The sequence below is a fragment of the Xanthobacter sp. NM-59 genome (genome assembly GCF_021401125.1).
GTDB lineage: Bacteria > Pseudomonadota > Alphaproteobacteria > Rhizobiales > Xanthobacteraceae > Xanthobacter.
Map to the genome: position 1 here is coordinate 535,405 of NZ_JACBFQ010000002.1, position 12,096 is coordinate 547,500.

The 12,096-nt window shown below is 66.1% G+C and carries 10 protein-coding genes (1 of these 10 only partly in view); 7 read left to right on the forward strand and 3 right to left on the reverse strand.

All coding sequences use genetic code 11. From position 1 onward, the window contains the following. The first annotated feature begins 171 nt into the window (after nucleotides 1–171). The 7 genes from L0966_RS07750 to L0966_RS07780 all read left to right on the forward strand — a co-directional run bounded on the left by L0966_RS07750 (nucleotide 172) and on the right by L0966_RS07780 (nucleotide 9,728). Complete coding sequence (locus L0966_RS07750; protein WP_234051271.1) at nucleotides 172–735, forward strand: cytochrome c family protein; 564 nt, start codon at nucleotides 172–174, stop codon at nucleotides 733–735. A 331-nt stretch (nucleotides 736–1,066) separates the two neighbouring features. After that, on the forward strand, nucleotides 1,067–2,950 hold the full coding sequence (locus L0966_RS07755) for an extracellular solute-binding protein (RefSeq protein ID WP_234051272.1): 1,884 nt from the start codon (nucleotides 1,067–1,069) through the stop codon (nucleotides 2,948–2,950). Nucleotides 2,951–2,999: 49 nt separating this feature from the next. After that, on the forward strand, nucleotides 3,000–4,889 hold the full coding sequence (locus L0966_RS07760) for an extracellular solute-binding protein (RefSeq protein WP_234051274.1): 1,890 nt from the start codon (nucleotides 3,000–3,002) through the stop codon (nucleotides 4,887–4,889). A gap of 219 nt (nucleotides 4,890–5,108) precedes the next feature. Continuing rightward, entirely contained in the window at nucleotides 5,109–6,224 is a 1,116-nt protein-coding gene (locus L0966_RS07765; protein ID WP_234051276.1) for a microcin C ABC transporter permease YejB, read from the forward strand. Between the two features lie 3 nt (nucleotides 6,225–6,227). After that, on the forward strand, nucleotides 6,228–7,448 hold the full coding sequence (locus L0966_RS07770) for an ABC transporter permease (protein ID WP_234051277.1): 1,221 nt from the start codon (nucleotides 6,228–6,230) through the stop codon (nucleotides 7,446–7,448). Nucleotides 7,449–7,464: 16 nt separating this feature from the next. Beyond that, nucleotides 7,465–9,093 carry an ABC transporter ATP-binding protein gene (locus tag L0966_RS07775; RefSeq protein ID WP_234051278.1) on the forward strand — a complete coding sequence of 543 codons (1,629 nt, stop codon included), beginning with the start codon at nucleotides 7,465–7,467 and terminating at the stop codon, nucleotides 9,091–9,093. Beyond that, nucleotides 9,090–9,728: an NUDIX domain-containing protein gene (locus tag L0966_RS07780; protein WP_234051279.1), complete on the forward strand. Its 639-nt coding sequence runs from the start codon at nucleotides 9,090–9,092 to the stop codon at nucleotides 9,726–9,728. Before L0966_RS07775 ends, L0966_RS07780 begins: the two co-directional genes overlap by 4 nt. A 312-nt stretch (nucleotides 9,729–10,040) precedes the next feature. Here L0966_RS07780 and L0966_RS07785 read toward each other — a convergent pair whose 3' ends face one another. From L0966_RS07785 to L0966_RS07795, 3 genes are all read right to left on the reverse strand, one after another. After that, nucleotides 10,041–10,835, reverse strand: coding sequence for a creatininase family protein (locus L0966_RS07785; RefSeq protein ID WP_370640641.1), 795 nt, complete (start codon nucleotides 10,833–10,835; stop codon nucleotides 10,041–10,043). A gap of 109 nt (nucleotides 10,836–10,944) precedes the next feature. After that, nucleotides 10,945–11,724, reverse strand: coding sequence for a DUF1499 domain-containing protein (locus L0966_RS07790; RefSeq protein ID WP_234051280.1), 780 nt, complete (start codon nucleotides 11,722–11,724; stop codon nucleotides 10,945–10,947). A gap of 153 nt (nucleotides 11,725–11,877) precedes the next feature. After that, nucleotides 11,878–12,096, reverse strand: partial view of an HAD family hydrolase gene (locus L0966_RS07795; protein WP_234051281.1) — the final stretch only. Its footprint extends 549 nt past the window's final position; only the last 219 of its 768 coding nucleotides appear in the window; the start codon falls outside the window, past its right edge; it ends in the stop codon at nucleotides 11,878–11,880.

Genomic DNA, 12,096 nt, shown 5'->3' on the forward strand with positions numbered 1-12,096 from the left:
AGGCGCCTTAATACGGGTTGCGCCGTTCCAATCAAAGTGCTTAGTGTCGCCGAGAATGCGCGGAGGGGTTCGCGCGCGTCATATTATAGGGATAGGAAGCACACCACCGCGCGCTGCCCATTTCGCGGGTCGGGATGCTCCAAAACAAGGGCTTCGAGGGGCATAGCGCCGATGACCTTTTTTGAATTGAACAAAATTGCAGGTGCCCTGCTGGCGACGCTGGCATTTGCCGTGGGCATCGGGATTACCTCCCAGATCCTCTTCACGCCCGACGCCCCGGCCAAGCCGGGCTATGAGATTGCCATCGAGGAAGCTGGCGCGACCGCGACCAAGGTGGCTGAGCCGACCATTGAGGAGCTGTTCGCCACCGCCTCGGTGGAAAAGGGTGCGACCGTCGCCAAGAAGTGCGGCGCCTGCCATAATTTCGCGGAAGGCGCCGGCGCCAAGGTCGGCCCGGATCTCTACGGCGTGGTTGGCCGCGATGTGGCCAGCGTCGAGGGCTTCGCCTATTCGGCGGCCATGAAGGCCAAGGGTGGCAAGTGGACTCCGGAGGCCATCAACGCCTTCATCACCAATCCCAAGTCCGCCGTGCCCGGCACCGCCATGGGCTTCGCCGGCCTGCCCAAGGCCGTGGATCGCGCCAACATCATCGCCTACCTGAACTCGCTGTCGCACAATCCCCAGCCCCTGCCCACCGCCGCGGCTGCCGCTCCCGAGGCCGCGCCGGCCAAGTGAGGCGCTGCCAAGCGAGGTTGAAGGCTGAAGATTGAGGGCGGCGGGGCGAGCCCCGGTTCACCCGCCGCCCTCCAGCCCGTTCAAGGTGTCGCGGAAGGCGAGCCGGGAGCGGGCAAGGCGGCTCCAAGCGCTTGGGCCTTCACGCATTTGTCAGACATGCGCTGTTCAAAAAGGGCCGGTCCGCCAGGATCGGCCCTTTTTGTTGCCCCAGCGGGGAGGCACCCTGCGATCCGGTTCCGTGCCTCACCCGGGCTGCCCGCCTTTCCCACGTCGCGGCCGGCGCCATAATCGGGTATTGCGGGGAACCGCGGACCTGTATCCGGAGACGTCGATGCCCCTGCTCACCCGCCGTGCCTTCACCCTCGCCACCGCCCTTGCGCCAATGCTCGCGACGCGCGGCTTCGCCGAGGAGGCCGGCGCGGCCACCGGGAGCACGGCCGCCAGCCCCCCCAGCTTCCGTCACGGCCTCTCGCTGATGGGCGAGCCCCGCTATCCGGCCGGCTTTCCCCACTTCGACTATGTGAACCCCACAGCGCCCAAGGGCGGCGTGCTGCGCCTGGCGGAGGATGGCGGCTTTGATTCGCTGAACTTCGTCATTCCGCGCGGCAGCCTCGCCAGCGGGCTGAGCTTCATCTACGACACGCTCATGACGTCCGCCTATGACGAGGTGGCGAGCGAATATGGCCTGATCGCCGAAGGGGTCAGCTACCCCGCCGACTTTTCCTCCGTCACCTACCGGCTGCGCGAGAGTGCCAAATGGCATGACGGCACCCCCATTTCCGCCGAGGACGTGGTGTGGTCGTTCGAGGTGCTGGTGGCCAATAATCCCAACCAGAAATTCTACTATTCCCACGTGGTGAAGGCGGAGAAGACCGCCGAGCGGGAGGTGACCTTCACCTTCGACCAGGCCGGCAATCGCGAGCTGCCGCAGATCGTGGGCCAGTTCATGGTGCTGCCGAAGCACTGGTGGACGGGCACCGGCCCCGACGGCAAGCCGCGCGACATCACCCAGGGCACCCTGGAGCCGCCCTTGGGGTCCGGCGCCTACCGCATCAAGAACGTCGTGCCCGGCCGCTCCATCGCCTATGAGCGTGTGGCCGACTATTGGGGCAAGGATGTCAATGTGAACGTGGGCAAGGACAATTTCGACGAGATCCGCTACGAATACTTCCGCGACGACACCGTGATGCTGGAAGCCTTCAAGGCCGACCAGTATGACTTCCGCGTGGAATCCTCCGCCAAGAACTGGGCTACCGCCTATGACTTCCCCGCCCGCAAGGACGGTAAGGTCATTCTCGAGATGTTCGAGAACCGCGCCTCGGGCGTCATGCAGGCCTTCATCCCCAATCTGCGGCGCGAGAAGTTCCAGGACCGGCGCGTGCGCCGCGCACTTAATTACGCCCTCGATTTCGAGGGCATGAACCATGCGCTGTTCTTCGATCAGTACAAGCGCATCAATTCCTATTTCTCCGGCACGGAACTCGCCTCTTCCGGCCTGCCCCAGGGCCGCGAGCTTGATATTCTGGAGAGCCTGAAGGGCAAGGTGCCGCAGGAGGTGTTCACCACCGCCTACACCAACCCCGTCAGCGGCGACGAGACCGCCCGCCGCGCCAATCTGCGCGAGGCCACGCAGCTCATGAAGGCCGCCGGCTGGGAGGTGAAGAACCGCAAGCTGGTAAACGCCAAGGGCGAGGCCTTCACCATCGAGATGCTCATCGCCAGCCCGGCGTTCGAGCGGGTTGCGGTATTCTACAAGCCGGCGCTGGAGCGGCTCGGCATCACCGTCACCATCCGGCTCGTGGATTCGTCCCAATACATCAATCGCGTGCGGGCGCGGGACTTCGACATGATCGTGTCGGGCTGGGGCCAGTCCCTGTCGCCTGGCAACGAGCAGCGCGACTTTTTCGGCTCCTCCGCCGCCGATCGCGAAGGCTCGCGCAACTATGGCGGCATTCGCGACGCGGCGGTCGATACGCTGATCGACAAGGTGATCTACGCCACCGACCGCGCCGACCTCATGGCCGCCACCCACGCATTGGACCGGGTTCTGCTGTGGAATGAATATGTCATTCCGGCCTGGACGCTGAACTACACCCGCACCGCGCGCTGGGACCGCTTCTCCCATCCCGCGCCGCTGCCGGCCTATTCGTTCGCCTTCCCGGACATCTGGTGGTTTGATGCAGAAAAGGCGGCCAAGATCGGCCAAGCCAAATGACACGGCGGTGCAACGCGACCTGGTTCCATGACGTGATCGGCCTCATCCCATGACGCTCTCCCGCCGTTCCCTCCTCCGCATCGGCGTCGGCCTCTCGGCTGGCGTGCTGGGGCCTCGCGCCTCCCGCGCCGAAACCACCGCGCCGGCGGATGAAGAAGGCGGGCGCTCCGCGAAGGCCGAGATGCGCCATGGCATCTCCTTCTTTGGAAACCTGGGCTACCCGGCGGATTTCACCCACTTCGCCTATGTGAATCCGGACGCGCCCAAGGGCGGCCCTTTCTCGCAGATGGGCCGCACCACCTTCTACAACCAGTCGCTGAACACCTTCGACACGCTGAACCCCTATAATCAGCGTGGCAACGGCGCCCAGGGCATCGAGCTGATCTACGACACCCTCATGGCCGCCGCCGGCGACGAGAAGAGTGCCATGTATCCGCGCCTCGCCACGGGGGTGGAGATCGCCGACGAAGGGCTCACCTATCGCTTCCCGCTGAACCCCAAGGCCCGCTTCCATGACGGCAGCCCCGTCACCTCCGCCGATGTGGTGGCCACCTTCGCGGCCCTGAAGGCGGATGGCTACGAGACCATCCGCATGGCCCTGCGCGACCTCACCAGCGTGGAGGCGGATGGCGAGCGCACGGTGGTCATGCGCTTCAAGCCTGGCCGCGCGCGCGATGTGCCGCTGACCGCCGCCGGCATGCCCATTTTCTCCAAGGCCTATCTGACGCAGCATCCGTTCAGCCAGTCGTCCATGGACCTGCCTTTGGGCTCCGGCCCCTACAAGGTGGCGCGGCTGGAGCAGGGGCGCTTCATCGAATATGACCGGGTGAAGGACTATTGGGGCGCGGACCTGCCCACCATGAAGGGCCGCTTCAACTTCGACACGGTGCGCTACGAATATTTCCGCGACCGCATCGCCGGCTTCGAGGGCTTCAAGGCCAGGACCTATCTGTTCCGCGAGGAATTCACCGCCCGCGAATGGGCCACCCAATACGACTTCCCCGCCGTGCGCGACGGACGGGTGAAGCTGGAGACGCTGCCGGACGAAAGCTTCTCCGGCGTGCAGGGCTGGTTCCTCAACACCCGCCGCCCGCAATTCTTCGACCGCCGGGTGCGCGAGGCCATCGGCCTTCTGTTCGACTTCGACTGGACGCGGCGGAATCTGATGTACGATTCCTACCACCGCACCGTCTCCTTCTTCCAGAATTCGGACATGATGGCGCAGGGCCTGCCCTCCCCCGCCGAGCTGAAGCTGCTGGACCCGTTCCGCGCCCAATTGCCGGAAGACGTGTTCGGCGAACCCTATGTGCCGCCCGCCTCCGACGGCTCCGGCGAGGACCGGGCCCTGCGGCTGAAGGCGGTGGAGCTGCTGAAAAGCGCCGGCTACATGATCCGCCAGGGCAAGCTCGTGAACGCCAAGGGCGAGCCCTTCAGAATTGAGTTCCTCGAGGACAGTGGCGCCATGGAGCGCCACCATGCCCGCTTCATCGGCCATTTGAAGAAGGTGGGCATCGAGGCCAGCTTCCGCATCGTGGACCCCGCGCAATATCAGGCGCGGCTTCAAACGTTCGACTTCGACGTGGTGACCCGCCGCTACAGCTTCGCGCCCTATCCGGGCGACGAACTGCGCGCCTATTTCTCCACGGAGGCGGCGCGCACACCCGGTTCCTACAATGTGGCGGGCATTGCCGACCCGGTGGTGGATGCCCTCATCAACCAGGCGCTGGCGGCAGAGAATGCGGAAGCGCTGATCACCTGCTGCCGTGCCCTCGACCGGGTGCTCCGCGCCGGGCACTATTGGATTCCCCAATGGTATTCGGGCGAAAACCGCATTGCCTATTGGGACGTGTTCGACCGGCCCAAGGTGAAACCGCGCTATGAGCTGGGCGTGCTCGACACCTGGTGGAGCACCGCACCCGACGGGCAGAAGGCCGAATGAGGCCGGCCGGCGAAGCGCGGGCCTGGAGCGCAAGCCCGGCGCCCAACCGCGGGGATCTGGGACGCTTTGCCGTGGCGCAGGCTCGCGCGCAAAGCTGCCGCCCGCGTTCGCGGGGATTGCTCCAGCATGTGGCGCCGACGCATTTTCTTCACGTCGGCCGGTATCCACTTCGCTTGAAAACGCTTTAGTCTGCGCCGCCAGTCCGGATCGGGAGACGCGATGCTCGCTTACATCATCCGCCGCATTGCCCTCATGGTGCCAACCATGCTCGGCATCATGCTGGTGTCGTTCGTGGTCGTTCAGTTCGCGCCTGGCGGGCCGGTGGAACGGGTGATCGCCCAGCTTACGGGCGACGACGTTTCCGCCACCTCCCGCGTGTCCGGCGGCGGGGGAGATTTCACCGGCGGCGCGGCTGCGGCCCAGGCGGCGGGCGCGGGCGATGCGATCGCCTCCAAATATCGCGGCGCCCAGGGGCTCGACCCCGCCTTCATTGCCCAGCTCGAAAAGCAGTTCGGCTTCGACAAGCCGCCCCACGAGCGCTTTTTCAAGATGATCAAGGATTACGCGACCTTTGATTTCGGCCGCTCCTATTTCCGCGACATCACGGTGCTCGACCTGATCGCGGAAAAGCTGCCCGTCTCCATCTCCCTCGGGCTGTGGATGACGCTGATCACCTATGCCATCTCCATTCCGCTGGGCATCGCCAAGGCCATGCGCGACGGCTCGCGCTTCGACATGTGGACCTCGGCGGTGGTGATCATCGGCTATGCCATCCCCTCCTTCCTGTTCGCTATCCTGCTCATCATCCTGTTCGCCGGCGGCTCGTTCTGGGACCTGTTCCCGCTCCGGGGGCTGACCTCAGAGAACTTCTGGCAGATGAGCTGGCCCGAGCGGATCGTGGATTATGCGTGGCACCTGGTGCTGCCCATCACCTCCATGGCGCTGGGCGCCTTCGCCACCATGACGCTGCTCACCAAGAATTCGTTCCTGGAAGAGATCCGCAAGCAATATGTCACCACCGCCCGCATGAAGGGCCTCACTGAAAGCCGGGTGCTCTATGGGCATGTGTTCCGCAACGCCATGCTCATCGTCATCGCTGGCTTTCCGGGCGCGTTCATCTCGGCCTTCTTCACCGGATCGCTGCTGATCGAGACCATTTTCTCCCTGGACGGGCTCGGCCTTCTCTCGTTTGAAAGCGTGCTCAACCGGGATTATCCGGTGGTGTTCGCCACCCTCTACATTTTCTCGCTCGCCGGCCTCATCGTCGGCCTTGTCTCGGACCTCACCTACATGCTGGTCGATCCGCGCATCGACTTCGAGACGCGGGAGGTCTGAACCATGGAGAATGTGCCCCTGCTCCAGCCGGGCGAGCCCACCGACGTGCCCGCCGCCCGCGAGCTGCCCCACGGCGCCCTGCCGCCACCCGGGGAGAACCCGCCCGGGCACAAGCCCCGGGGCCGCTTCGACCTCTCGCCGCTGAACCGGCGGCGGGTCGCCAATTTCCGTGCCAACGGGCGGGGCTATTGGTCGTTCCTCGTCTTCATGGTGCTGTTCGTGGTGTCGCTGGGCGCCGAGTTCATCGCCAACGACAAGCCCATCCTCGTCTCTTATGAGGGGCACTATTACGTGCCGGTGTTCCGCGCCTATCCGGAAACCACTTTCGGCGGGGATTTCGAGACCGACGCGGACTATCGCGACCCCTACCTTCAGAAGCTCATCGCGGAGAAGGGCGGCTGGATGGTGTGGCCGCCCATCCGCTATTCCTATTCCACCCACAATCTGGACCTGCCGACCCCGGCCCCCTCCCCGCCCACCTGGATGCTCACCGAGGACCAGTGCAAGACGGTGGCGGAGAAGAAGGGCGTTGCTGGCTGCGCGGGCCTGGAGTGGAACTGGCTGGGCACGGACGACCAGGGCCGCGACGTGCTCGCCCGCCTCATCTATGGCTTCCGCATCTCGGTGCTGTTCGGCCTCACGCTCACCATCGTCTCTTCCGTGGTTGGTGTGGCCGCAGGCGCAGTGCAGGGCTATTTCGGCGGCTGGGTGGACTTGCTGTTCCAGCGCTTCATCGAGATCTGGACGGCCATTCCCTCGCTTTACCTGCTGCTCATCATCTCCTCGGTGCTGGTGCCGGGCTTCTGGGTGCTCCTGGGCATCCTGCTCCTGTTTTCCTGGGTGTCACTGGTGGGGCTGGTGCGGGCGGAATTCCTGCGGGCACGCAATTTCGAATATGTACAGGCGGCGCGCGCCCTGGGGGTGGGCAACTTCACGCTCATGACCCGGCACATCCTGCCCAATGCCATGGTGGCCACCCTCACCATGCTGCCCTTCATCCTCTCCTCGTCCGTGATGACGCTCACCGCCCTGGACTTCCTGGGCTTCGGCCTGCCGCCGGGCTCGCCCTCGCTGGGTGAATTGCTCTCCCAGGGCAAGAACAACATCCAGGCGCCGTGGCTGGGCCTCACCGGCTTCTTCACCGTGGCGGTGATGCTGAGCCTGCTCATCTTCACCGGCGAGGCGGTGCGCGACGCCTTCGACCCTCGCAAGACCTTCGCGTGAGAAAGGAGAGCGCAAGATGACGGCCCCCCTCCTTTCCATCCGCGACCTATCGGTCGCCTTCCGCCGCGAGGGTTCGGAAACGCTCGCGGTGAAGCACGTCTCGTTCGACATCACCAAGGGCGAGACCCTGGCTCTGGTGGGCGAGAGCGGCTCCGGCAAGTCGGTCACCGCGCTTTCGATCCTGAAGCTGCTGAACTATCCCGCCGCGCGCCACCCCTCCGGCGAGATCCTGTTCGAGGGGCGTGATCTGCTCACCGTCTCCGAGCGGGAGCTGAGAGGCGTGCGGGGCAACAAGATCACCATGGTGTTCCAGGAGCCCATGAGCTCCCTGAACCCGCTCCACACCATCGAGCGGCAGGTGGGCGAGATGCTCATCCTGCACCGGGGCCTTTCCGCGAACGCCGCCCGCGCGCGCACCCTGGAGCTGCTCGCCGAAGTGGGCATTCCCGATCCCGCCTCGCGGCTTTCAGCCTATCCGCACCAGCTGTCGGGCGGCCAGCGCCAGCGCGTGATGATCGCCATGGCCCTCGCCAACGAGCCGGACCTGCTCATCGCCGACGAGCCCACGACCGCCCTCGACGTGACGGTGCAGGCGCAGATCCTCAAGCTTTTGAAGGATCTTCAGAAGCGGCTTGGAATGGCGATGCTGTTCATCACCCACGACCTCAACATCGTGCGCAAGATCGCCGATCGGGTGTGCGTGATGCAGCATGGCGAGATCGTGGAACAGGGCGGCGCCGAAGAGACCTTCCTGAACCCGCGCCATCCCTACACCCAGGCCCTCTTGAAGGCCGAGCCCAAGCCCGATCCCGCCCCGGTGGCACAGGACGCACCCGTGGTGGTGGAGGCGGAGAACCTCAAGGTCTATTTCCCCATCAAGCGCGGCATCTTCCGCAAGACGGTGGGCCATGTGAAGGCGGTGGACGGGGTCTCCATCTCCATCCGCCGGGGAGAGACCCTGGGCGTGGTGGGTGAATCGGGCTCCGGCAAGACCACTCTGGGCCTGGCGCTGCTGCGCCTCATCTCCTCCGCCGGGCCCGTGACCTTCCTCGGCAAGCGCATTGACGGGCTGGGCTTCAAGGAGCTGCGCCCGCTGCGGGCCGACATGCAGATCGTGTTTCAGGACCCGTTCGGCTCCCTTTCCCCGCGCATGTCGGTGGGAGAGATCGTGGAAGAAGGCCTGCTGGTGCACCAGCGCAGCCTTTCCGCCGAAGCGCGCGAACAGCGCGTCATCGCCGCCTTGGCCGATGTGGGGCTCGATCCCGGAACACGACACCGCTATCCGCACGAATTTTCCGGCGGCCAGCGCCAGCGCATCTCCATCGCCCGCGCCATGGCGCTGGAGCCCTCCTTCGTGGTGCTGGACGAGCCCACCAGCGCCCTCGACATGATCGTTCAGGCGCAGATCGTGGAGCTGCTCCGCGCCCTGCAGAGGAAGCGCGACCTCACCTTCATGTTCATCTCCCACGACCTGCGCGTGGTGTCGGCCCTGGCGAGCCGCATCCTGGTCATGCGCAACGGCCAGATGGTGGAGGAAGGCCCGGCCCGCGCCGTGTTCGAAACCCCGCGCGAGGACTATACGCGCGCTCTGTTCGCCGCCGCCTTCTCCCTGGAAAGCGCCGGCGGCGAGGTGGTGAGGCAATGAGCAAGATGGACAAGCCGCCCCTGCCCGGCGATGGCCCCGCCGACGTGGATGTGCAGGGCCCCACTTTGATCGCCCCCGGCTATCGCCCCTATGAGCGCTATGTGGCGCGCCTTCTTGAGGCGGATGGCAGCGTCATCACCCAGACCCGCGATATCCTGCGCGGCGGCCGGGTGGTGGGGGTGCTCGCTTTTGATCCGGCGCGCGACCAGGTGGTGCTGGTACGTCAGTTCCGGTTGCCAGCCTATCTCGCACTTGGGCGGGAGCGGAGCGATCTGGTGGAGATCGTCGCCGGCGGCGTCGAGGCCGGCGAGGCGGACGAGGCGGCCGCGCGCCGCGAATGCGTGGAAGAGACCGGCCTGGCGCCGGGCCGCATGGTGCCCCTCATGCGGCTGCTGCCCACCCCCGGCATCACCGACGAGCAGGCCACCTTGTTCCTGGCGCAGGTGGACGCGAGCCGCCTGCCGGAGCGGGCCGGCCTTGCGGAAGAGGACGAGGTCATTCGCCCGCTCGCACTATCGGTGGACGACGCCCTAGACATGCTGTCCGCCGGCCGCTGCGCCAATGGCTATCTCATCATCGCGCTGCAATGGCTCGCGCTCAACCGGGGCCGGCTGCCGGGGCTGCTGGCGGCGTGATGGCGGAACAGCCCCCTGTTTTCAGGGGGTCCAAGAGCGGTTCCACGCCCGATCGACCTTAAGAAACAAGGCTTGGCCAGGACGGCATCCGGCTCGCCGCTCTTCGGCTTGCGGAAGGGGGCTGAACGGTCTTCGCGCCACGTAGGAAATGCGCGGCAGGAGGGCATAGAGCGCTTTGGGCCTTCCCGCTTTGTACTGCGGCACCCCTCATTTCACACGCGTGCCCCTCACCAGCCTACTCCCTCCGTGGGAGCGGGAACCGCGGAGAGACATGCTTTCCGACGCGCGGACCGGCCTCGCCCTTTCACGACATCACGCCCCTCCGCCGAGCCGGGCAAGATCGAACGCGGCCACGTCCTGCAGCAGCTCCACGAAGGCATGGGCGCCGAACTCGGCCGCGGCCTCGCCCTTCTCCGCCGTGGCGCCGCGGGCATCACCCATGGCGCCGGCGGCGCTCAGATCCTCGCTGAGCCAGGCGAAGCCGACGGGATGGTTGGCGCGCAGGCGCTTGAAGGCGCTCTCCATGTCCACCGAATAGGGCACGAAATCGGCCGCCTGGCCCATGTCCACCAGCTCTGGCCGGAAGGCCAGCATGAGGGAGGTTTCCACCTCCCCGCCATGGATGCCATGGGCCCGCTCATGATCCGCGAACAGCCCCGGCGGATAGCCGAACCGGTGCATGGAGGACATGGCGACCAGCATTCCATGATCCAGCCGCAGTGTGCGGGCCACCAGATCAATCACCGGCACATTGCCGCCGTGGGTGTTCATGAGCACCAGCCGGCGCACGCCCGCGCGGGCAAGACAGGCCCCCAGCTCCACCCAAGCGGTGATGGCGGTGGCCGGTGACAGGGTCAGCGTGCCGGCAAAGGTCTGGTGCTCATCGGATTTGCCGACCGCCTGCACCGGCAGCACGACCACGTCCAGCGCGTCCGGCACCAGTGGCGCGATGCGGGCCAGATAGCCCTCCGCGATAAAAAGATCCGTCCCGAGGGGCAGATGCGGGCCATGCTGCTCCACCGCCGCCACCGGCAGCACCGCGACGAGGCGCGATTTGTCGAGGGCCGCAATGGCAGGCGAGGACAGTTCCGACCATCTCAAGAACACGTGCGACGCTCCCGGCGGGCGCTGCCCGCTCCCCTTCCCCAGCGACCACAGCGGCAGCGACCACAGCCGGCGGGCACCCGCACGCATCCAACCGCCACGGCGGCGGACATCAATGCTTGCGGCGCTCCGTGGCGAGGTCGTCCATCAGGCTTTCGATGCGCTCGGCGTTCGAGCCGAGATCGCGCATTCCGTACCTTGATGCCGAGCGCATATCCACCCGCGCGCCCTTGGGCGTGGGCCGGATGCGGATCACCACATCATTTCGATAGCCCATGACGCGGGAGACAGCCACGGCCTCAATCCGCCCATCGCGCTGGGTGCCGCGCGGGGGGGCCGCATCTAGAATGTGCCAGCCGCGCTTCTGCACCAGGGTCAGCACAGCATTGAACGCCTCTTCGGGCGTTGCGCTGAGATCAACGGGCTTGATGCCGGGATAGCCCATACGCTGCGCATTCGCCGCCAGGGCGTCCGGCGCGGAATGGCCATTGGCCTCCCGCGGGCTGGCGAGCAGCAGAGCGTGGAAGTGTGGCGGATCCTCGAGATCGGTGGAGATGTCCGCGAGCTCGGGCAGCATCATGCCGCGGGCAATGACCACGGCTGGCGCCGACAACACGACAACCGCGAGCGCAACCGCAGCCATGGCCCGGCCAATGCCGACCCATCCGCTCTCCCAGGTGATAAAGAAGGCTACCGCCCCCAGCAGGCCGCCCAGGGCCGCCACCGCTAGGCCCGCGGCGAACGCCACCGTTGCCAGCGTGAAATCCAGAATGCCGAGCCGATACAGCAGGATCGACAGCACCAGAACCGGCACCGCGAACAAAGCGAGGCGGAAGCTCCACCGGGCCGTGGGCGACACCCGCTCTTCAATGTACAGACGACGCCTGATCATTCGCTTTGGTCATCCGCCCGCCACGGCCCCTTCACCCCTGACATGAAGGAGCCAGGCCTCATTGGCAAGGGCCCGGCATCAGAACGCGCTCCGAATCATCACGCGGCCCCCCGCACCTCCACGGTGATGCGCCGGTGCTGAAGGGCTTTGCCTTCAGTGTCCCGCGCCGGCGAAAAGCACGTCAGGAAGGTCGTCCACGCTCTCGACCACAAGATCCGCGGCATCCGCGAGGTGCCCCACCGGAGCCGGTCCGCTACGCACAAGGATGAAGCGCGCCCCCGCGGCGCGGGCGGCATCGAGATCATGCGCGGTGTCACCAACCACAGCCGTTCGCTCCGGGGCTACCCCCGCCGCGGCCGCTCCCGCAAGCAC

What these genes read in the sequence shown, in the direction of transcription:
- L0966_RS07750 (WP_234051271.1), top strand. Translation starts at nt 172, where the DNA reads ATGACCTTTTTTGAATTGAACAAAATTGCAGGTGCCCTGCTGGCGACG.
- L0966_RS07755 (WP_234051272.1), top strand. Translation starts at nt 1,067, where the DNA reads ATGCCCCTGCTCACCCGCCGTGCCTTCACCCTCGCCACCGCCCTTGCG.
- L0966_RS07760 (WP_234051274.1), top strand. Translation starts at nt 3,000, where the DNA reads ATGACGCTCTCCCGCCGTTCCCTCCTCCGCATCGGCGTCGGCCTCTCG.
- L0966_RS07765 (WP_234051276.1), top strand. Translation starts at nt 5,109, where the DNA reads ATGCTCGCTTACATCATCCGCCGCATTGCCCTCATGGTGCCAACCATG.
- L0966_RS07770 (WP_234051277.1), top strand. Translation starts at nt 6,228, where the DNA reads ATGGAGAATGTGCCCCTGCTCCAGCCGGGCGAGCCCACCGACGTGCCC.
- L0966_RS07775 (WP_234051278.1), top strand. Translation starts at nt 7,465, where the DNA reads ATGACGGCCCCCCTCCTTTCCATCCGCGACCTATCGGTCGCCTTCCGC.
- L0966_RS07780 (WP_234051279.1), top strand. Translation starts at nt 9,090, where the DNA reads ATGAGCAAGATGGACAAGCCGCCCCTGCCCGGCGATGGCCCCGCCGAC.
- L0966_RS07790 (WP_234051280.1), bottom strand. Translation starts at nt 11,724, where the DNA reads ATGATCAGGCGTCGTCTGTACATTGAAGAGCGGGTGTCGCCCACGGCC.